This window comes from Stakelama sediminis, from assembly GCF_014199335.1.
Taxonomy (GTDB): domain Bacteria; phylum Pseudomonadota; class Alphaproteobacteria; order Sphingomonadales; family Sphingomonadaceae; genus Sphingomonas; species Sphingomonas sediminis.
This window is the reverse complement of the sequence record NZ_JACIJI010000008.1, coordinates 28,265-45,800: the sequence shown is the minus strand read 5'-3', so window position 1 is coordinate 45,800 and position 17,536 is coordinate 28,265. Positions and strand designations below refer to the sequence as shown.

Genomic DNA, 17,536 nt, shown 5'->3' with positions numbered 1-17,536 from the left:
CGGGGGAGAAACCTCGTGAGTGACTATCGGAATTTTTTGAACCTGAGCGATGCGGGCGGCGACGGGGTTGCCGCGATCCTGGCCGATGCGCTGGACCGTAAACAGGCGCGCGCCGGATGGCCGAAGGGCAAACCCGATGCCGATGCCCCGCTGGCGGGGCGCACGCTGGCGATGGTGTTCGAAAAAAGCTCGACCCGCACGCGGGTGAGTTTCGACATGGCGATGCGCCAGCTCGGCGGGTCTGCGCTGGTGCTCGATGCAGCCTCCACCCAGCTTGGGCGCGGGGAGACGGTTGCCGATACCGCGCGCGTGCTGTCGGGCTATTGCGACGCGATCATGGTGCGCACCGACGATCATGCGAAGGTCGAGGAGATGGCCGAATATGCCAGCGTCCCCGTCATCAACGGGCTGACCGACGCATCGCATCCCTGCCAGATCGTCGCCGACCTGCTGACCGTGATCGAAGCGGGCAAGGCGCTGCCGGGACTGAAATGGGCATGGCTGGGCGACGGCAACAATGTGCTGCATTCGATTCTGGAAGCGGGCGGCCTGATGCAGTTCGACGTCGCCGCCGCTTGTCCCCAAGGCTATGATCCGGACCCCGTTTTCGTAAGCGGTGCCGACGGTCGTGCCAGTGTTACCCGCGATCCGGCGGCGGCGGTGTCCGGCGCGGACGTCATCGTCACCGATACCTGGATTTCAATGGGGCAGGATCATGCCGAGAAAAAGCTGAAGGCCATGCTGCCCTATCAGGTCACGCCGATCTTGATGCAGGCGGCAAAGCCCGATGCGGTGTTCCTCCACTGCCTGCCCGCGCATCGCGGTGAAGAGGTGGTGGCAGAGGTGATTGACGGGCCGCAATCGCTGATCTGGCCGGAAGCGGAGAACCGCCTGCACGCGCAAAAATCGATCCTGCGCTGGTGCTTCGGCCAGATTGGCTGAGTTGTAACGCCGACGCGGCTTCCTACCTTCGTCCTTCCGGTGCAGGCCGGAGCCTTTCCGGCAAAATGCGTAATGGGCAGGAAATCCCGGCTTGCGCAGGGATGACGAGGATTTGACGTGACTGAAGCAACCACCCCCGATCTCGACCGTGCAATCGGTTTCACCATTCCCGACCAGCATGCGCGCGGACGACTGGCGCGGCTGGGGCCGGTGCTGGGGGAAGTGCTGTCGGCGCACGCCTATCCGCCGGTCATCGAGCAGTTGCTGGCAGAGGCGCTAGTGCTGACCGCGTTGCTGGGGTCGACGCTGAAGGATGTCGATGGCCAGTTGACGTTGCAGGCGCAGACGCAGAACGGGATCGTCAGCCTGCTGGTGTGCGATTATCGCGGTGGCGAGCTGCGTGGTTATGTGCAGTTCGACGCCGACCGGCTGGCCGAAGGGCCGGACGAACCGTCGCTGTTCGCGCTGTTCGGCAACGGCTATCTTGCGGTGACGTTCGATCAGGCGGCAACCGATGAGCGCTATCAGGGCATCGTGCCGCTGGACGGCGCGTCGCTGGCCGAAGCCGCGCAGAGCTATTTCTATCAGTCCGAGCAGATTCCCAGCCTCGTCCGCCTCGGCACACGTCGCGATGCCCACGGGAATCTGGTGGCGGGCGGCCTGTTCCTCCAGCACCTTCCCGAAGGCGAAGAGGGACGCGAACGCCTGCATACCCGGCTCGACCACCCCGAATGGGAACATGTCGAAACGCTCGCTGCGACGATGGGCGCGGACGAACTGGCCGATCCCGAATTGCCGCTGGAAACGCTGATCTGGCGGTTGTTCAATGAGGAACGGGAAGTGCGCACGCTGAGTGCAGTCGATCTGACACGCGGATGCCGGTGCGATCCTGACTATATCCGCCAGGTGCTGGCGAAATTTTCGGATACGGAGCGGCAGGACATGGCCGATGAAAAGGGGAATATCGCCGTCGACTGCGCTTTTTGTTCGAAGGTTTTTCCGGTGCCGCTCAGCAGCTTCGTTAACTAACCGAAACTAAATTCGTTCGGCTGTTATTGTAAGGCGCCAACCCGCTCCCCACCTTTGAGTAATGAAAAGCTTTCGCTCTCTCGAACTGGTGCAAAAGGCGCGTTCTTTCGTACGCATGACGCCGGTATTGCTGCTGGTGGCGAGCGGTAGCGCGGTTGCTGCGCAATCAAGCGGCCCGTCCGAGTTGAAGGCTGTCAAACGGCTTGATGCGGGGCAATGGGAGTTTCGCGAAAGCGGAACCACTGGCGGGGCTGTTCGCAAACTATGCCTTCCGGATACCCGGAAACTGATCCGTATTCAGCATCCGACGGGACGATGCTCCTATCTGGTGCTTGCGAATGAAGCGGATCAGGCGACGGTGGAGTATAGCTGTTCGGGAAGCGGAAACGGCCGAACCACGATTACCGTGGAAACGCCGCGGCGCATCGAGGTCGCGACGCAAGGGCTGGCGGACGGCCTGCCGTTCCATACGGAGTTCGATGGCCGGCGGACAGGAAGTTGTAGCGCAGGCGAACGCCGTTAAGCGGGCATTTACCTTTGGTGCGCTATACATCGAATCGTGCTCCCAAACGCACATTTCTTTCTGGCAGAATTTCCCAAACCAACTGGGCCGCTTTTTACGCGGCCCTTTTCTTGATGCCCATTGCGCCCGCGTGCGCGGCGTCCTAGCTGCATCGTCATGAAACAGGAACAAAAGCTGGCGGTCGCCCTGATTTCGGGTGGCCTCGATTCGATGGTGTCTGCGGCGCTTGCGAAGGAGGCAGGCTATCGCATTCTTGCGCTGTCGATCGATTATAATCAGCGCCATCAGATTGAACTGGCCGCGGCACGACGGGTCGCGAAGATGCTGGATGCCGCACGCCATGTCGTGTTGCCGCTCGATTTGCGTGCGTTCGGCGGGTCGGCGCTGACCGATGATATCGATGTTCCGAAGGAAGGCGTGGGCAGCGACATCCCCATTACCTATGTGCCTGCGCGCAACACCATCTTCCTGTCGCTGGCCCTGGGCTGGGCAGAAGCGTGCGAGGCGCGCGACCTGTTCATCGGCGTCAATGCGCTGGATTATTCGGGATATCCCGACTGTCGCCCGGAATTTATCGCAGGGTTCGAAAAACTTGCCGAACTGGCGACCAAGGCTGGAGTCGAAGGCGAACCGTTCAGGATCCGTGCGCCGCTGCAGAATATGACCAAGGCGGATATTGTCCGTGAAGGCGATCGGCTGGGCCTCGACATGGGAATCAGCTGGTCATGCTATGATCCGGCGCCCGGCGGGTTGCATTGCGGACTGTGCGATAGCTGCCGCTTGCGTGCCAAGGGGTTTGAAGAAGCGGGCGTTCCCGATCCGACCCGATACGTCACCCGACCATGAGCTATGCGGTCAAGGAACTGTTCCTGACCTTGCAGGGTGAAGGCGTGCGTAGCGGCAGGCGTGCGGTATTCGTGCGCTTTGCCGGGTGCAATTTATGGTCGGGACGCGAACAGGACCGGGCGAGTGCGGTTTGCCGGTTCTGCGACACCGATTTTGTCGGCACCGATGGCGATGGCGGCGGAAAATTTCCCGATGCTGCGGCTTTGGCGGCGGCGGTGTCCGATTGCTGGGGTGCCGAGGCGGCGGAGCGCTATGTTGTGCTTACCGGTGGCGAGCCGATGTTGCAGGTCGATGATGCGCTGGTCGATGCGCTTCACGATGCCGGCTTCGAGATCGCAATCGAAAGCAATGGCACGCTGGCCGCGCATCCGGGAATTGACTGGGTCTGCATCAGCCCCAAGGCAGGCAGCGAAGTGGTACAGCGTTCGGGCGATGAGCTGAAACTGGTCTGGCCGCAGGCGGGCACGGACGTCGATGCGCTGGAAGAATGGGAGTTCGCTAATTTTCTGGTGCAGCCGATGGACAGCGAGGCGGGTGAGGAAAATACCCGCACCGCAATTGCGCTGGTGCTGGAGCGTCCGCGCTGGCGGCTGACGCTCCAGTCACACAAGATGCTCGGCCTGCGCTAGGACGGATCGCCATTCAGCCCTGATGGCCTGCAAAAGGCGGCTTTCCGTGCTTCCAGTGCTCACGTACTGAAAGTACGCTGCGCGCCGGGTCACGAAAATCCACCATTTTCGTCACATCATCTTCTGAATGTCGATCCGTCCTAGAGCGGTTCAGCCGCGGATTGCCGCGGGCGGGCTGACGTTGCGATAGGGATAGGGGCCGCATTTCCGGTCCTGATATTCGCCCTGGTCCCAGCAACGGTCATTGGTAAAATCCGGCAGTTGCGGTGCCGGGAAATAGACATAGAAATTGGCGAATACCTGATCTCCCCAGTTGAGCAGGCTGCGGCGGATTTCATACATATATTGTTCGGCGATGTTGGTCAGGCCGCCGGGAGGCGCGAACAGTGCCTTGCTGCCCACCTTGGCAGCGGTTTCGCAGAAGCTGAGCTGTCCGCCAACGGTTGAAAGTCCCGAATAAAGCCGGGTGCCATATTGATCGAGCGCGGTCTGCCCGGCCCGCTTCGACTTGCTGGTACGCTCGAAATAATGGCCCAGCGTATCATAAGCCTGTTTAAGCTCGGTGGCGTGTGTATCGAGGATCGCGTTATATTGCTCCCGCACAAGCAGATCCGGTGCGAAATTGCATTGCAATGCCGCTACGTTGAGCGCCGCTCTCAGATTCCAGACCAGAGCCGCGTGTAATTCGGCCTGCGTCGCGCCGGGAAAGGCCTGTCCCAATATGCCCGGTTCCGCACCTGTTACGCGCGGACCGTTCAGGTCGACGGGCTTCACAAAAAACTGGGCGGATGCCGGAGCTGCCGCAAATCCAAGAAATGCCGCGAAGGTTACGGCCATGATACGAAATACGCGCATAAAATCCTCTCACCCCGCCGATCCGGCGAATGGCAGGAGTAGGAAATTTACCATCATTTCCCAAGGGCTTTTTGCATTTCTTGCGACGATTGGCGATCGCTGCCATCCAGACAGCTCGTTAAGAATCAAAAAAGGCCGCCCGGTTGCCCGGACGGCCTTTCGTAAACCGTACAGCCGGCAATTACATGCCGTTGGTCATGGTGTCGTTCGACATCATCATGTTGCTGTCGTTCATCATCATGGAGTCGTTGCCCATGGTGCCGTCAACCATCGACATGTTGTCGGTCATCGTACCGTCCATCATGTCGGTCGAATTCATGTCGGTGATCGTCGAATTGTCGGTCGTGGTGTGGCTGGTTCCGCCGCAGGCCGAAACCATCAGCGCCGCGCCGGCGATCATCGAACCGGTTACGACCTTGGAGATGAGTGCACGCATTTAGAGCTCCCTAAAAAATTCTGGTTGGTTTGCTGTTGCTCGTTAATACCCAAACCGCGCTAGACATTAAACGCTTCGCCCCCCCCGCTCAAGTGTCGTTTTCAAAAGCTGTGGAAAGGGATGCGAGAAATGTTGCGAGGTTCAACGCCAAAGTTGCGTCAAAAGTTTCAGGAGAAATTTTCTTTCCAAGTTTACAGGCACTTGTGACGGCAAAATCGGGAAGGCCGCACGGAACGATGCCGCCGAAATGTGTCAGGTCGGGAGACAGGTTGATCGCAAAACCATGCAAAGTGACCCATCGACGAACCCGAATTCCGATCGCGCCGATCTTTGCCTCTTGCGCGCCGGAGCCGGTCCAGATGCCGACGCGGCCCGGTTCGGCGCGGGCCGGAATGTCGAATTCGGCCAGCGTATCGATCAGCCATTGTTCGAGGCCGTGGACAAACGCACGCACATCGCGGCCGCGCCGGTTGAGGTCCAGCATCAGGTAGCCGATGCGCTGACCCGGTCCGTGATAGGTATAGCGTCCGCCGCGCCCGGTCTTGTACACGGGAAAACGCGGATCGAGCAGTTCGGACGGATCGGCACTGGTGCCCGCAGTATATAAGGGTGGATGTTCGACCAGCCAGATCAGTTCGCGCGCCTCCCCCGCGGCGATTGCCGCTGCGCGTGCTTCCATCGTCCTGACCGCATCGGGGTAGGCCACCGGTTCGACCTCGGCACGCCATTCGATATCGAGCATATCGGCTATCTCGGCAGGAGAGGCGGGTGCAGGCTGCATTGGCAATCCGGAAATGCTTGGGTAAATAAGGCGAGGGCAAAGGGTCTTACGGCAATTGAGGGCGCAAGGATCGATGGTCAAGATGGGAAATATCTGGGACCGCACAAGCCGGTTCCTGAGTGGACATTTCAGCGCGATCCTACCGATCGCACTCGCCGGTATCTTTGTGCCGATGATGATTACCCAGACGCTTGAACCGCTGGGCGAACCCGGTGCTCCCGAAGGCCTGATCGTCGCATTGTCCGGCATTTCGCTGATCGCGGCGCTGATCGTGCTTTGGGCGCAACTGGCGATTATCGCGCTGGTGTCCGAACCTGCTTCGGCCAGGCATGCGGGGATGATCGCGTTGCGGCGATATCCGGCGGCGATCGGGGTCAGCCTGCTGATCCTGCTGATCTTTATCGCTCTGGCCGCGCCGATTGCGGCGATGCTGGCGGCAAGCGGTTTCTGGACCGGTGCAAAAACCGGTATGGCTGCGGTGTCGCCCGGAATGCTGGCGCTGATAGTGCTCTATGCCATCTTGCTGGTGCCGGTGCTGCTCTATCTTTCGGCGCGGCTTGCGCTCACCATGCCGGTGGTGGTCGCCGAACGGCGCGGTGCCGGGGCGATCGGCCGGTCGTGGCGACTGACGGCCGGGCTGGCGGCGGCAATCATCGGAGTGTTTCTGCTTTATATTCTGATGCTGATCGTTGCCCATCTGGCCGCAAAAACCGTGTTCGGATCGATCATGCTGCTGTTGTTTGGGCACGACGGAACGATTACGGTGGCGGGTGTCCTGACCGCCATAGCGGTGGCGCTGGTCACGACCTGCTTCACGGTGTTGCAGGCGGCATTTCTGGCGACGCTGTATCTGGCGAGCGCGGATAGTTCTGATGGAGTGGCGGTTCCCGTATGAAATTTGACCTAAGCGCCGCGTTTCGCGACGCAATAGCCCTTTGGCGCGCCTTGCGTGACTGGCTGTTGCGGGTGGCGGCGCCGTTCTTCTTCCTGCCGTTATTCGCATCGCAGATGTTTCTGCGTCCGCCTGCTTCCGTGGGGCAGGGAACCGGAACGCCCGACCCGACGGCCGTTTTACAGGCGTGGAGCGAGATGCTGTCGCGCGCCGCGCCCTGGTCGCTGGCGATATCGGTGTTTTCTGCACTGGGATCGGCGGTGCTCTATGCGCTGATCGTTAAGCGCGAGCCGACGATTCGCGACGGATTGCGCGCCGGGCTGCTCGCCTGGGCACCGATGCTGATAACCGCAATCCTGATTTCGATTGCGGTGGCGTTCGGGCTGGTGCTGCTGATCGTACCGGGGCTGTATTTGCTGGGGCGGCTGTTTCTGGCCGAGCTGGTGGTGGTCGCCGAAGGACGAACCAACCCGATCGATGCGATTCGGCGCAGTTTCGATCTGACGCGCAACCATGGCTGGGTGCTGATGTTCGCCTATCTCGCGATTTTTTTCACCGGACAGGTCGCGGTCAGCGTGGCGGAGATGTTCCGGCAGGCGTTGAGCGGAGGCGGTGAAAACCCGGTAACCGTGGCGATTTTCGCCGCGATCGCTGCGGGGGTAGGAATGCTGATCGCTGTCGCGCAACTGCTGTTGCGGGTCACCGTCTATCGACAGCTTACCGGATCAGGAAGCCATGTCTTCAAATAGCGGGATCTGCGGCGCGGCATCGCGCGGCAGAATACCGATCAGCCGGGGGTCGGGAAAGGTCTCGATCGTCCGGCGGAAGGGCGTGAACCCGCTTGCGCGGTAAAAGCCCAGCGCGTGGGGGTGGTCCAGCGTGCATGTATGTACCCAGACCCGGCTGACTCCCGATCGCCATGCGCGGGTCAGCGCATGCGCCATCAGCCAGCGGCCATGTCCCTTGCCCGCCAGTTCGGGGACGAGCCCGAAAAAGGACAGTTCGCACTGTCCGCGCTCGCGAAAATCGAGTTCGAGCATGCCGAGTTCAACGCCGGCACGATCCGTAACCGCAAAGACTTCGATTGCCGGATTGTCGAGGAGCGTGTGTAATTCGGCATCGGTCATGACCAGTCGCGAATACCATAGCCATGGCGACCCGATCCGGCGAAACAGCGTACGATAGCGTTCCGTTGTCGGGGCGGTCCAGTGCACAAGCTGAAACGGCGAGGGCGGAAGCGGGCGAGGTAGCGGACGTGTCGTCATCTCCAGCGAGGTGACGACGGTGGCGAGGTCTTCCGCCGCAACCGGGATCAGCGCCATCGTATCAGTCCCATGCGGCAAGCGGCGGCAGGCTCATCAGAATTGCGTCGATATTGCCGCCGGTTTTCAACCCGAACAGCGTGCCGCGATCATAGACCAGATTAAACTCGGCATACCGCCCGCGCCATGCAAGCTGGCGCGCCTTGTCCGCGTTGGAAAAGGGCGTGTTGCGACGATGGCGTACAATGGCCGGGAAAATGCCGAGAAAGGCGCGGCCGACATCCTGCGTAAACGCGAAATTGGTGTCGAAATCGCCCTCCAGATGATCGTAGAAAATGCCGCCGACGCCGCGATGCACCTTGCGATGGGGGATGTAGAAATAATCGTCCGCCCATTGTTTGAACTTCGGATAATGGGCCGGATCATGCGCGTCGCACGCCTGTTTCAACCGCGCGTGAAACGCCTCGGTATCTTCTGCATAGGGAATTGGCGGGTTGAGGTCGGCACCACCGCCGAACCAGCGTTTCGTCGTCACCAGAAAACGCGTGTTCATATGCACGGCGGGCACATGCGGATTGGCCATATGCGCGACGAGGCTGATGCCGGTGGCGAAAAAGCGGGGGTCGGCATCCGCGCCGTGGATCGTCCTGGCGAAGTCGCCTTCGAACGTGCCGCCGACGGTGGAGACGTTGACGCCGACTTTTTCGAACACCTGCCCCTTCATCACGCCGCGCACGCCGCCGCCGCCCGGTTCGCCGGAAGGATCGGTGCGATCCCAGGGCGTATAGGTGAAGGCGGCGTCCGATCCCGCCTCGCGCTCAATCTCTTCGAATGCGGCGCAGATATCGTCGCGCAACTGTTCGAACCAGTCGCGCGCGCGCTGTTGCTGGTCGTCGAGTTCGATCATGCGGGCCATCCTCCGGTCTGTCGAAGCGCTTCGCCCAGCGCGATGCCCGCTGAAACCGCCAGATTCAAGGATCGCATACCGGGTGCTAGCGGAATACGAAGCCGCGAGTCGGCACGATCGTGGACGAAATCCGGCGCGCCGCTGCCCTCCGATCCGAACAGCAAGGTATCCTGCGATTCGAAATCAAAGTGATAGAGCCCGGTATCCGCATGGGTGGTGAACAGGATCAGGCGCCCGGTCCGGGTAGCCAGAAACGCGTCCCAGTCGGCATGGCGCGTCACCTGCGCCTGATCGGCATAATCCATGCCCGCGCGGGCCAGCGCGCGATCCGAATAGGCGAATCCCATCGGCTCGATCAAATCGACCGGCACATTGGTGCAGGCACCGAGACGAATGACGGTGCCGACATTCCCGGCGATGTCGGGCTGGAACAAAGCGATGCGCATTATGCGTCGCCATAGCGTCCGAAACAGCGTTTCAACAAGCGATTGCAGAAAAATGCTGTTGGCAAAGAGGTGCCGGGATGGTTATCAACCGAAACGCTGCCGAAAAAATAACAGGGCAGGTCGGCGCAAGCGATGTTTACTTGCAGCCTTTTGGGGAAAGGCTCGCGACGCGCACGAATAAACAGGGGTTGATGCATGGCAACAGTCGATAATGCTGTACCACCCGGAGAATCACCGGAGCCGTTCGAGGATACCGTAGAGGATCCCCGGCGCCGCGACTATCTGGCGATCGGCGCAGTGGCGTTTGCAGGGGTCGGCGCGGGCGTCATCGCGTTGCCGCTGATCAATCAGATGAATCCGTCGGCCGATGTGCTGGCGCTGTCGTCGACCGAGGTCGATCTGACATCGATCCAGCCCGGACAGGCGATCAAGACCAGTTTCCGCAAACAGCCGCTGTTCGTACGCAATCTGACGCAAAAGGAAATCGCCGAAGCCGATGCGGTGCCGCTGAGCGTGCTGCGCGACCCCCAGACGCTGGAGGAACGCACCAAGCCGGGGCATAAGAACTGGCTGATCACGCTGGGCGTGTGCACCCATCTGGGTTGTGTGCCGCTGGGCGCAGGCGAGGGCGAATATCGCGGTCCGTATGGCGGCTATTTCTGCCCGTGCCACGGATCGGAATATGACACCGCCGCACGCATTCGGCAGGGGCCGGCCCCGAAGAACCTGTTCGTACCGGAATATGCCTTCCTGTCGGACACAAAGGTCAAGGTGGGCTGAATAAAAAGAAAAGCAGGAGGGGGTGAAAGAGAATGAGCTTTCCCTGGGCTAAGCAGTACGAGCCGAAACACCCGGTCATGCAGTGGGTCGATAATCGCCTGCCGCTGCCGCGACTGGTCTATGGCGCGATCGGTGGCGGATATCCGGTTCCGCGCAACCTGAATTACTGGTGGAATTTCGGCGTGCTTGCCGGTGCTGCGCTGGCGGTGCAGATCATCACCGGCGTCGTCCTCGCTATGCATTATGCGGCGAACGGCGCGGTGGCGTTCGATTCGGTCGAACACATCATGCGCGACGTCAATGGCGGCTGGTTCCTGCGGTACGCACACGCCAACGGCGCGTCGATGTTCTTCATCGTCGTCTATATCCACATCTTCCGCGGCCTGTATTACGGATCGTACAAGCCGCCGCGCGAAATGGTGTGGCTGCTCGGCGTGGTGATCTTCCTGCTGATGATGGCGACCGCCTTCATGGGCTACGTCCTGCCCTGGGGGCAGATGAGCTTCTGGGGCGCGCAGGTCATCACCGGTTTCTTCTCCGCTATCCCGCTGGTGGGAGAAAATATCCGCATCTGGCTGCTCGGCGGCTACGCGCCGGATAACGCCGCGCTCAACCGCTTTTTCTCGCTCCACTATCTGCTGCCGTTCGTAATTGCAGGTGTCATCATCCTGCATATCTGGGCGCTGCACATTCCCGGATCGAACAATCCCGAAGGCGTGGACGTGAAGGGCGAGCAGGATACCGTGCCGTTCCACCCCTATTACACGGCCAAGGACGGTTGGGGCATGGGCGTGTTCTTCCTGATCTTCGCGCTGCTGGTGTTCTTCGCGCCGAACATGCTGGGCCATCCGGACAATTATATTCCGGCCAACCCGCTATCGACGCCCGCGCATATCGTTCCCGAATGGTATTTCTGGCCGTTCTACGCGATCCTGCGATCCTTTACGGCGGATTTCATCCTGCCTGCGAAGCTGTGGGGCGTGCTGGCGATGTTCGGGTCGATCCTGATCCTGTTCTTCCTGCCCTGGCTGGACCGGTCGCCGGTGCGCTCGGCGAAATATCGCCCGGCCTATCGCATCGCCTTCTGGGTGCTGGTGGTTGACGTGCTGCTGCTCGGCTATGTCGGCGGCTCGGAAGCGACGCCCAAATTCCTGATACTAGGACAGATCACGGCGGCCTATTATTTTGCGCACTTCCTGATCATCGTGCCGATCATTTCGCGGATCGAGAAGACTCGCCCGCTGCCCAATTCGATCACCGAAGCGGTGCTGGCGAAGCATGACGGTCATGGCGCAACGCGGGACGGCGCTGCCGTTCCGGCCGAATAAGGAGGCGAGGATATGGGTTCGCTGTTTTTGCGCAATCTGAATTATTTCATCGGCGCCGCCTTTGTCGTCATGTTGGTGATCGCGCTGGTCGGTACGGTCAGCGGGCTGGTGAGCAACCCGCCGCAGGAAACGGTCGATGAGGCGTTTCACGTCCACCCGACACCGCTGCATCTCGAATCGGACGGGCCGTTCGGCAAGTTCAACGACCGCCAGCTTCAGCGCGGGTTTCAGGTCTATAAGGAAGTCTGCTCCGCCTGCCATTCGCTGAAGCATGTCGCGTTCCGCAATCTGGAGGATATCGGCTATAGCGAGGGGCAGGTAAAGACGATCGCCGCCGAGTATCAGGTGCCGACCTTCGATCCTAAAACGGGCGATCGTGACACCCGGCCCGGCGTGCCCGCCGACACCTTCCCGATCGTCTATTATCCGGGGCAGGGAAGCCCGCCCGATCTGTCGATGATCGCCAAGGCGCGAGAAGGCGGGGCGGCCTATATCCACGCGCTGATTACCGGTTATCGCAACCCGAAGACGTTCACCAAGGACGGCAAGTCGTTGATGAAGGAATTCCCGGATTTCAAGGTGCCCGACGGCCTGCATTTCAATCCGTATTTCGCCAATCTGAACATCGCGATGCCGCCGCCGCTGACGAAAGAGGGACAGGTGCAGTATATGGACGGCACGCGTCCCACCATCGATCAGATGTCGAAGGATGTGGCGGCGTTTCTGGTCTGGGCCGCCGAACCGAAGCTGGAAGCACGGCACCGTGCCGGTGTCGCCGCCGTGATCTTCCTGCTGATCTTTATCGGGCTGGCGTTCGGCGCGTATAAAAACATCTGGCGCGATATAAAACACTGAGGCTGGTTCCCCTCCCTCCCAGCAAGGGGAGGGGAACAATGCCGGGGCTTGCACCTGTCGTCGCGGGCACGCTATGCGCTTGGTCTCTTATCGGGAGGCGCAGTACGCCTCACCTCACACAGGACAGGTTGCGGCCATGGCGACGATTGCGGCGAATGAGGATATCCGGCGGCGTATCCGCACGATTCCCGACTTTCCGAAACCGGGCATTCAGTTTCGCGACATCACCACGCTGTTGCTCGACGGCGAGGGACTGTCGCTGACTGTCGAACGGATGCTGGAACAAGTCGAAGGGCCGGTCGATCTGGTCGCGGGTATCGAGGCGCGCGGGTTTGTGTTTGCACCGGCGCTGGCGCTCGCCCTGGGTGCGGGCGTGCTGCTGATCCGCAAGGACGGCAAGCTGCCCGGTGCCACCATCGCCGAAGACTATGCGCTGGAATATGGCACCGACCGGATCACTATTCATGCGGATGCCTGCGCGCCGGGTGCCAATGTCCTGCTGGTCGACGACCTGATCGCAACGGGCGGCACTGCGCGTGCGGCGGTACGGTTGTTGCGCAAGGCCGGCGCGACCGTGCGACAGGCCGCGTTCGTGATCGACCTGCCCGATCTGGGCGGTGCCGCTGCGCTGCGCCAGGACAATATCTCGGTGACATCGCTGGTCGCGTTCGAAGGCGACTGAAAACAGCCCTGTTGAAGTCAGGCGCGAAACCGAAGGTCGCGCTTTGTCCCGATTTGGGAACCGGTACTTTTCGGCTGACGTTATAGCATTATATTTACTCTATCAGCCCGAGCCTTCGGCCAGTTCGGTGCGACATGGACGGGAGAGTTTCTATGCGCATGCGTATCGTCAGGAATCTTGCAATCGCCGCCGTTCTGGGGCTGGGCCTTTCGGCCTGCGCCTATGATGACGGTTATGGCTATGGCGGGGTGTCGGTCGGCTATGGTTCGGGCGGCTATTACGGCCCCGGCTATTATGATGGTGGCTATTACGACGATGGCTACTATGACGGTTATTATGATAACGGCTATTATTCCCAATATGGCTATTATCCTTACTGGGGCTGGTACGGGAATTATTATTATCCCGGCAGCGGCATCTATGTGTACGATCAATATCGTCGCCCCTATCGCTGGAATAATACGCAACGGCGTTATTGGGAACAGCGTCGTCAGTCGTGGCGCGGCAACCGCGATCAGATGAACGATCACTGGCGCGGGTTCGACCGGAACCGGCAATCCGGTGACCGACCGCAATATCGGCGGGGTGATCAGCGGCAGCCGCAATATCAGCGCGGTGACCGGCAACGCGATCAGCCGCAACAATACCGCTATGATAACCAGCAACGCCAGAACTGGTCACGTGGCGACAGAGGAACGCAGCCAAGAGCTTCGGGCGAGCGCGGTCGTGGCGGCGAGCGCGGACGTGGTGGGCGCGACGGACATCACCGTTCCCACTGACCGACGCAATCAGTTGTCGGCAGGTTTACGTCGAATAAGTCCGAGCGAAATGAAGCGCAGTACCGCCACATCGTCCTGATTATAGACGGTCATTTGCGTGCGCACGCTACCCATTTCCGGGCGCCTGCGCGATGCGCGCTTTTCCAGCACCTGCGTTTCGCAGCGTAGCGTGTCGCCGGGATAGACGGGCTTCAGCCAGCGAAGCTCGTCGATTCCCGCCGCGCCCAGACTGGCCTCATCGGCGGATTTCATATTTTCGACGATCATTGCCATCGTCATTGCGCAGCTATGCCAGCCGCTGGCCGACATGCGTCCGAAATGCGTTTTTGCGGCCGCTTCATCCGACAGGTGAAAGGGTTGGGCATCATATTTGCACGCAAAGTCGAGCACTTCGTCGCGACTGACGGGATAGCTGCCGAAATGGCGGGTTTCGCCGACTTCGATATCTTCAAAATAGCGCATGGCCCAGCTGTCGGACAGCCCGGCTGGGATGGCAAGCCCTATCGTCTTGTAAGCCCTTACCGTGCAGGCATGTCCGGCGTTTCTTCCATGATCGTCCGCAGCTTCTCCGCGTCTTCGGGCGTCGCAGGATTATAGACCAGCATCCCCAGGTCAGGGCGACCGTCCACAGCAAAGGTCGAAAATTCGATAGTGACGGTTCCCAGTTCGGGATGGCGAATGCGCTTCGTTCCTTCGCCATGATGATGGAGCAGGTCATGCTCCTGCCATAGCGCGGCAAATTCCGGACTTGTGCGGCATAGTTCTTCGACCAGAGGCGCCACTTTTTCGCTGGCGCCGGCGCGCAGCGTATCGACTCGAAACGCGCCGACCACGCCCCGTGCCACGCTTTCCCAGTCGAACTGATGTGCGCGGACACGCGGATCGCAGAAGATGAGACGCAGGATGTTCCGCTGATCGGGTGGCAGCTTGCCATAGTCGGTCAGCACGGCAGCCGCCGCCCGGTTCCATGCCACGACATCCCAGCCCGCCGTTTTGATGATCGCGGGACAATAGGACATGGCGTCCAGAACGCGCTGCAGGCGCGGCGTTACGCCTTCACTTTCCCGATAGCGCCTTTCGGGCAGACGACCCAGCGCAAGCAGAAACAGATGTTCGCGTTCGACATCGGTAAGCATCAGCGCGCGGGCGATGCGGTTCAGCGTATCTGCGGACGGTGCCCCGCCGCGCCCCTGTTCCAGCCAGGTGTACCAGGTGGTGCTGATATGCGCGCGCTGTGCGACCTCCTCGCGTCGCAGCCCCGGCGTGCGACGGCGCGAAGCGGGCAGGCCGAAAACGGCGGGGTCCAGCCGGGCGCGACGATCTTTCAGATAATCGCCCAATGGATTTGGGTCGGAAGAGGAAGCCATGATCCAGTTAATCATTATACCTGTATAATGTCTCTACTTTAACCGGATAATCGAACCGCCAGATGGAGATCGCAACCCAAAAATGGAGTGATCCCATGCGAATTTTTGTTACCGGCGCGAGTGGTTTTGTCGGCTCTGCGGTTGTCGACGAACTGATCGCCAACGGCCATCAGGTTACCGGCCTTGCGCGTTCCGACGATTCGGCAGCCAAGGTCGAACAGGCAGGCGCAACCGTACTGCGCGGCGAACTGACCGATCTGGACAGTCTGCGCCGAGGTGTAGAGAGCGCGGATGCAGTCATCCACACGGCCTTCGTCCATGATTTTTCGAAGTTCGAGGAAAGTTGCGCCATCGACGCGGCGGCAATTAACGCGATGGCCGAGGTGCTGCGCGGCAGTGAAAAACCGATGCTCGTCACCGGCGGGACGGCGCTGGAAAAATCGGGGCGGCTGGGACTGGAAAGCGACAAGCCGATAGCCGGGTTCCCGCGCCAGAGCGACAAACTCGCACTGGAGCTGGCGGCAGAAGGGCTTCGCGTATCGTCGCTGCGGTTGCCGCAGGTCCATGGCGACGGAATGCGGTTCGGGTTCATCAATATGTTTATCGATGTCGCCCGGCAGAGCGGAAAATCGGCCTATATCGGTGACGGCGGCAATTGCTGGTGCTCCGTGCATCGTGCCGATGCGGCGCGGGTCTATCGTCTGGCGATCGAACGCGGTGCCGAGGGCGGGCCGTTTCACGCCGTAGCGGAAGAGGCCATCCCCACGAAAACGCTTGCCGAACTATTCGGCCGTAAACTCGGCGTTCCTGTGGTGTCGATCTCTGCGGAAGAAGCGCAGGCGCATTTCGGCTGGCTGGCAACCTTTATTCAGCTCGATATGGCGACGTCGAGCGCCCATACCCGTGCTCTGCTCGGATGGGAGCCGCGCGAAGAAGGGGTTATGGCCGATCTGGAAACGGCGAAAATCTGGACGGCCTGATCGGGGCGACTTGGCGGTGCGGGATGGTCAGACGTTGAAGCGGAACAGCATCACGTCGCCGTCCTGCACCAGATATTCCTTGCCTTCCTGGCGAAGCTTGCCCGCCTCGCGCGCGCCGCTCTCGCCGCCGAATGCGACATAGTCGGCATAGGCGATGGTTTCGGCGCGAATGAAGCCGCGTTCGAAATCGGTGTGGATTTCACCCGCCGCCTGTGGCGCCTTGGCACCGTCTTCGACCGTCCATGCGCGGGCCTCTTTCGGTCCGACGGTGAAGAAGGTGAGCAGGTGGAGCAGCTTGTACCCCGCGCGGATCACACGGGCGAGGCCGGTTTCTTCCAGTCCGAGTTCGGCCAGGAACTCGCCGCGCTCCTCCGGGGGCATGGTGGCAATTTCGGCCTCGATCGCGGCGGAGACGACGACAGCCTCCGCGCCTTCGGCCTTTGCTTTTTCGAACACGCGCGCGGAATAGACGTTGCCCTCGGCCGCCTCGTCCTCATTGACGTTGCAGACATAAAGAACGGGCTTGGCGGTCAGCAACTGCGCCTGTTCCAGAACCTTCGCTTCCTCGACATCCTTCGGCTCGGTCAGCCGCGCGGGCTTGCCCTCGCGCAGCAGGTCGAGTGCCTGTCCCAGCACGCTGGCGGCGATCTTCGCTTCCTTGTCGCCCTGCTGCCCCTTCTTCACGAAATTGGGCACGCGCTTTTCCAGGCTTTCCAGGTCGGAGAGCATCAGCTCGGTTTCGACCGTCTCCGCATCGGCAATCGGATCGACATGATTATCGACATGCTGAATATCGTCATTTTCGAAACAGCGCAGGACGTGGACGATCGCATCCACCTCCCGGATATTGCCGAGAAACTGGTTGCCCAGCCCTTCGCCCTTCGACGCGCCGCGCACCAGCCCGGCAATGTCGACGAACGCAAGCTGGGTTTCGATCTTCTTCGCTGACCCGGCAATTTCCGCCAGCTTGTCGAGGCGCGGATCGGGAACCGCGACCTGCCCGACATTCGGCTCGATCGTGCAGAAGGGATAGTTGGCCGCCTGCGCCGCGGCGGTTTCGGTGAGCGCGTTAAAGAGCGTGGACTTGCCGACATTGGGAAGGCCGACGATGCCGCAGCGGAAACCCATGAATTTTCCCGTATGCAAGAATGAAAACCGTGCGCGTTTGCGCGCGCGTGGCGCCCGATTAGCTGGCTTTCACCGCCAATGGAAGAGAC

At 60.8% G+C, this 17,536-nt stretch carries 22 protein-coding genes; 13 read left to right on the top strand and 9 right to left on the bottom strand.

Annotated elements, in window-relative coordinates; genetic code table 11:
• The first annotated feature begins 15 nt into the window (after positions 1-15).
• The 5 genes from argF (at position 16) to queE (ending at position 3,969) form a co-directional block, all read left to right on the top strand.
• Complete coding sequence (gene argF, locus FHR23_RS14890) at positions 16-942, top strand: ornithine carbamoyltransferase (protein WP_184005571.1); 927 nt, start codon at positions 16-18, stop codon at positions 940-942.
• Between the two features lie 117 nt (positions 943-1,059).
• Complete coding sequence (hslO, locus tag FHR23_RS14885) at positions 1,060-1,971, top strand: Hsp33 family molecular chaperone HslO (RefSeq protein WP_184005569.1); 912 nt, start codon at positions 1,060-1,062, stop codon at positions 1,969-1,971.
• A 61-nt stretch (positions 1,972-2,032) separates the two neighbouring features.
• Positions 2,033-2,494 carry a DUF3617 domain-containing protein gene (locus FHR23_RS14880; RefSeq protein WP_184005567.1) on the top strand — a complete coding sequence of 154 codons (462 nt, stop codon included), beginning with the start codon at positions 2,033-2,035 and terminating at the stop codon, positions 2,492-2,494.
• A gap of 156 nt (positions 2,495-2,650) precedes the next feature.
• Positions 2,651-3,340 (top strand): 7-cyano-7-deazaguanine synthase QueC, encoded by a 690-nt coding sequence (gene queC / locus FHR23_RS14875; protein ID WP_184005565.1) that lies wholly within the window; start codon positions 2,651-2,653, stop codon positions 3,338-3,340.
• The gene (queE, locus tag FHR23_RS14870; protein WP_184005563.1) at positions 3,337-3,969 is read left to right on the top strand and encodes a 7-carboxy-7-deazaguanine synthase; all 633 of its coding nucleotides are present in this window, start codon (positions 3,337-3,339) and stop codon (positions 3,967-3,969) included. The genes queC and queE overlap by 4 nt, the downstream gene beginning before the upstream one ends.
• Positions 3,970-4,119: 150 nt before the next feature.
• On the opposite strand, the gene FHR23_RS14865 is transcribed toward queE, so the two are convergent.
• The 3 genes from FHR23_RS14865 to lipB form a co-directional block, all read right to left on the bottom strand.
• Positions 4,120-4,824 carry a hypothetical protein gene (locus FHR23_RS14865; RefSeq protein WP_246359929.1) on the bottom strand — a complete coding sequence of 235 codons (705 nt, stop codon included), beginning with the start codon at positions 4,822-4,824 and terminating at the stop codon, positions 4,120-4,122.
• A gap of 181 nt (positions 4,825-5,005) precedes the next feature.
• On the bottom strand, positions 5,006-5,260 hold the full coding sequence (locus tag FHR23_RS14860) for a hypothetical protein (RefSeq protein ID WP_184005561.1): 255 nt from the start codon (positions 5,258-5,260) through the stop codon (positions 5,006-5,008).
• A gap of 88 nt (positions 5,261-5,348) precedes the next feature.
• On the bottom strand, positions 5,349-6,041 hold the full coding sequence (gene lipB, locus FHR23_RS14855; RefSeq protein WP_246359928.1) for a lipoyl(octanoyl) transferase LipB: 693 nt from the start codon (positions 6,039-6,041) through the stop codon (positions 5,349-5,351).
• An 82-nt stretch (positions 6,042-6,123) separates the two neighbouring features.
• On the opposite strand from lipB, the gene FHR23_RS14850 reads away from it, so the two are divergent.
• The gene (locus FHR23_RS14850) at positions 6,124-6,936 is read left to right on the top strand and encodes a hypothetical protein (RefSeq protein WP_184005559.1); all 813 of its coding nucleotides are present in this window, start codon (positions 6,124-6,126) and stop codon (positions 6,934-6,936) included.
• A complete protein-coding gene (locus FHR23_RS14845) occupies positions 6,933-7,682 on the top strand; it encodes a hypothetical protein (RefSeq protein WP_184005558.1) in 750 nt (249 codons plus the stop codon). Before FHR23_RS14850 ends, FHR23_RS14845 begins: the two co-directional genes overlap by 4 nt.
• On the opposite strand, the gene FHR23_RS14840 is transcribed toward FHR23_RS14845, so the two are convergent.
• Genes FHR23_RS14840 through FHR23_RS14830 form a run of 3 tightly spaced genes read right to left on the bottom strand, consistent with a single transcriptional unit; the run spans position 7,659 to position 9,548 of the window.
• Positions 7,659-8,255, bottom strand: coding sequence for a GNAT family N-acetyltransferase (locus FHR23_RS14840; protein WP_184005556.1), 597 nt, complete (start codon positions 8,253-8,255; stop codon positions 7,659-7,661). The genes FHR23_RS14845 and FHR23_RS14840 overlap by 24 nt on opposite strands.
• Positions 8,256-8,259: 4 nt before the next feature.
• Positions 8,260-9,102: an oxygen-dependent coproporphyrinogen oxidase gene (gene hemF / locus FHR23_RS14835; protein ID WP_184005554.1), complete on the bottom strand. Its 843-nt coding sequence runs from the start codon at positions 9,100-9,102 to the stop codon at positions 8,260-8,262.
• Complete coding sequence (locus FHR23_RS14830; protein WP_184005551.1) at positions 9,099-9,548, bottom strand: tRNA (cytidine(34)-2'-O)-methyltransferase; 450 nt, start codon at positions 9,546-9,548, stop codon at positions 9,099-9,101. The genes hemF and FHR23_RS14830 overlap by 4 nt, the downstream gene beginning before the upstream one ends.
• A 195-nt stretch (positions 9,549-9,743) precedes the next feature.
• Here FHR23_RS14830 and petA point away from each other — a divergent pair, with 195 nt between their 5' ends.
• The 5 genes from petA (at position 9,744) to FHR23_RS14805 (ending at position 13,972) form a co-directional block, all read left to right on the top strand.
• The gene (gene petA, locus FHR23_RS14825) at positions 9,744-10,328 is read left to right on the top strand and encodes a ubiquinol-cytochrome c reductase iron-sulfur subunit (RefSeq protein ID WP_184005549.1); all 585 of its coding nucleotides are present in this window, start codon (positions 9,744-9,746) and stop codon (positions 10,326-10,328) included.
• A gap of 32 nt (positions 10,329-10,360) precedes the next feature.
• A complete protein-coding gene (locus FHR23_RS14820) occupies positions 10,361-11,656 on the top strand; it encodes a cytochrome b (protein ID WP_184005547.1) in 1,296 nt (431 codons plus the stop codon).
• A gap of 12 nt (positions 11,657-11,668) precedes the next feature.
• Entirely contained in the window at positions 11,669-12,511 is an 843-nt protein-coding gene (locus tag FHR23_RS14815) for a cytochrome c1 (RefSeq protein ID WP_184005546.1), read from the top strand.
• Between the two features lie 136 nt (positions 12,512-12,647).
• The gene (locus tag FHR23_RS14810; RefSeq protein WP_184005544.1) at positions 12,648-13,193 is read left to right on the top strand and encodes an adenine phosphoribosyltransferase; all 546 of its coding nucleotides are present in this window, start codon (positions 12,648-12,650) and stop codon (positions 13,191-13,193) included.
• A gap of 152 nt (positions 13,194-13,345) precedes the next feature.
• Positions 13,346-13,972 (top strand): hypothetical protein, encoded by a 627-nt coding sequence (locus FHR23_RS14805; RefSeq protein WP_184005542.1) that lies wholly within the window; start codon positions 13,346-13,348, stop codon positions 13,970-13,972.
• A gap of 9 nt (positions 13,973-13,981) precedes the next feature.
• Here FHR23_RS14805 and FHR23_RS14800 read toward each other — a convergent pair whose 3' ends face one another.
• Both FHR23_RS14800 and FHR23_RS14795 read right to left on the bottom strand, forming a co-directional pair.
• On the bottom strand, positions 13,982-14,434 hold the full coding sequence (locus FHR23_RS14800) for a MaoC family dehydratase (protein WP_184005540.1): 453 nt from the start codon (positions 14,432-14,434) through the stop codon (positions 13,982-13,984).
• A 56-nt stretch (positions 14,435-14,490) separates the two neighbouring features.
• The gene (locus FHR23_RS14795) at positions 14,491-15,354 is read right to left on the bottom strand and encodes a helix-turn-helix transcriptional regulator (protein WP_246359927.1); all 864 of its coding nucleotides are present in this window, start codon (positions 15,352-15,354) and stop codon (positions 14,491-14,493) included.
• A gap of 80 nt (positions 15,355-15,434) precedes the next feature.
• Here FHR23_RS14795 and FHR23_RS14790 point away from each other — a divergent pair, with 80 nt between their 5' ends.
• Positions 15,435-16,319 carry an SDR family oxidoreductase gene (locus FHR23_RS14790; protein WP_221227561.1) on the top strand — a complete coding sequence of 295 codons (885 nt, stop codon included), beginning with the start codon at positions 15,435-15,437 and terminating at the stop codon, positions 16,317-16,319.
• 27 nt (positions 16,320-16,346) lie between these two features.
• Here FHR23_RS14790 and ychF read toward each other — a convergent pair whose 3' ends face one another.
• Entirely contained in the window at positions 16,347-17,447 is a 1,101-nt protein-coding gene (gene ychF, locus FHR23_RS14785) for a redox-regulated ATPase YchF (RefSeq protein WP_184005536.1), read from the bottom strand.
• Between the last annotated feature and the right edge of the window lie 89 nt (positions 17,448-17,536).

Coding starts and splice junctions, on each gene's coding strand:
- FHR23_RS14880 (WP_184005567.1), top strand. CDS start 2,033: ATGAAAAGCTTTCGCTCTCTCGAACTGGTGCAAAAGGCGCGTTCTTTC.
- queC (WP_184005565.1), top strand. CDS start 2,651: ATGAAACAGGAACAAAAGCTGGCGGTCGCCCTGATTTCGGGTGGCCTC.
- queE (WP_184005563.1), top strand. CDS start 3,337: ATGAGCTATGCGGTCAAGGAACTGTTCCTGACCTTGCAGGGTGAAGGC.
- FHR23_RS14865 (WP_246359929.1), bottom strand. CDS start 4,824: ATGCGCGTATTTCGTATCATGGCCGTAACCTTCGCGGCATTTCTTGGA.
- FHR23_RS14860 (WP_184005561.1), bottom strand. CDS start 5,260: ATGCGTGCACTCATCTCCAAGGTCGTAACCGGTTCGATGATCGCCGGC.
- lipB (WP_246359928.1), bottom strand. CDS start 6,041: ATGCAGCCTGCACCCGCCTCTCCTGCCGAGATAGCCGATATGCTCGAT.
- FHR23_RS14850 (WP_184005559.1), top strand. CDS start 6,124: ATGGGAAATATCTGGGACCGCACAAGCCGGTTCCTGAGTGGACATTTC.
- FHR23_RS14845 (WP_184005558.1), top strand. CDS start 6,933: ATGAAATTTGACCTAAGCGCCGCGTTTCGCGACGCAATAGCCCTTTGG.
- FHR23_RS14840 (WP_184005556.1), bottom strand. CDS start 8,255: ATGGCGCTGATCCCGGTTGCGGCGGAAGACCTCGCCACCGTCGTCACC.
- hemF (WP_184005554.1), bottom strand. CDS start 9,102: ATGATCGAACTCGACGACCAGCAACAGCGCGCGCGCGACTGGTTCGAA.
- FHR23_RS14830 (WP_184005551.1), bottom strand. CDS start 9,548: ATGCGCATCGCTTTGTTCCAGCCCGACATCGCCGGGAATGTCGGCACC.
- petA (WP_184005549.1), top strand. CDS start 9,744: ATGGCAACAGTCGATAATGCTGTACCACCCGGAGAATCACCGGAGCCG.
- FHR23_RS14820 (WP_184005547.1), top strand. CDS start 10,361: ATGAGCTTTCCCTGGGCTAAGCAGTACGAGCCGAAACACCCGGTCATG.
- FHR23_RS14815 (WP_184005546.1), top strand. CDS start 11,669: ATGGGTTCGCTGTTTTTGCGCAATCTGAATTATTTCATCGGCGCCGCC.
- FHR23_RS14810 (WP_184005544.1), top strand. CDS start 12,648: ATGGCGACGATTGCGGCGAATGAGGATATCCGGCGGCGTATCCGCACG.
- FHR23_RS14805 (WP_184005542.1), top strand. CDS start 13,346: ATGCGCATGCGTATCGTCAGGAATCTTGCAATCGCCGCCGTTCTGGGG.
- FHR23_RS14800 (WP_184005540.1), bottom strand. CDS start 14,434: ATGCGCTATTTTGAAGATATCGAAGTCGGCGAAACCCGCCATTTCGGC.
- FHR23_RS14795 (WP_246359927.1), bottom strand. CDS start 15,354: ATGATTAACTGGATCATGGCTTCCTCTTCCGACCCAAATCCATTGGGC.
- FHR23_RS14790 (WP_221227561.1), top strand. CDS start 15,435: ATGCGAATTTTTGTTACCGGCGCGAGTGGTTTTGTCGGCTCTGCGGTT.
- ychF (WP_184005536.1), bottom strand. CDS start 17,447: ATGGGTTTCCGCTGCGGCATCGTCGGCCTTCCCAATGTCGGCAAGTCC.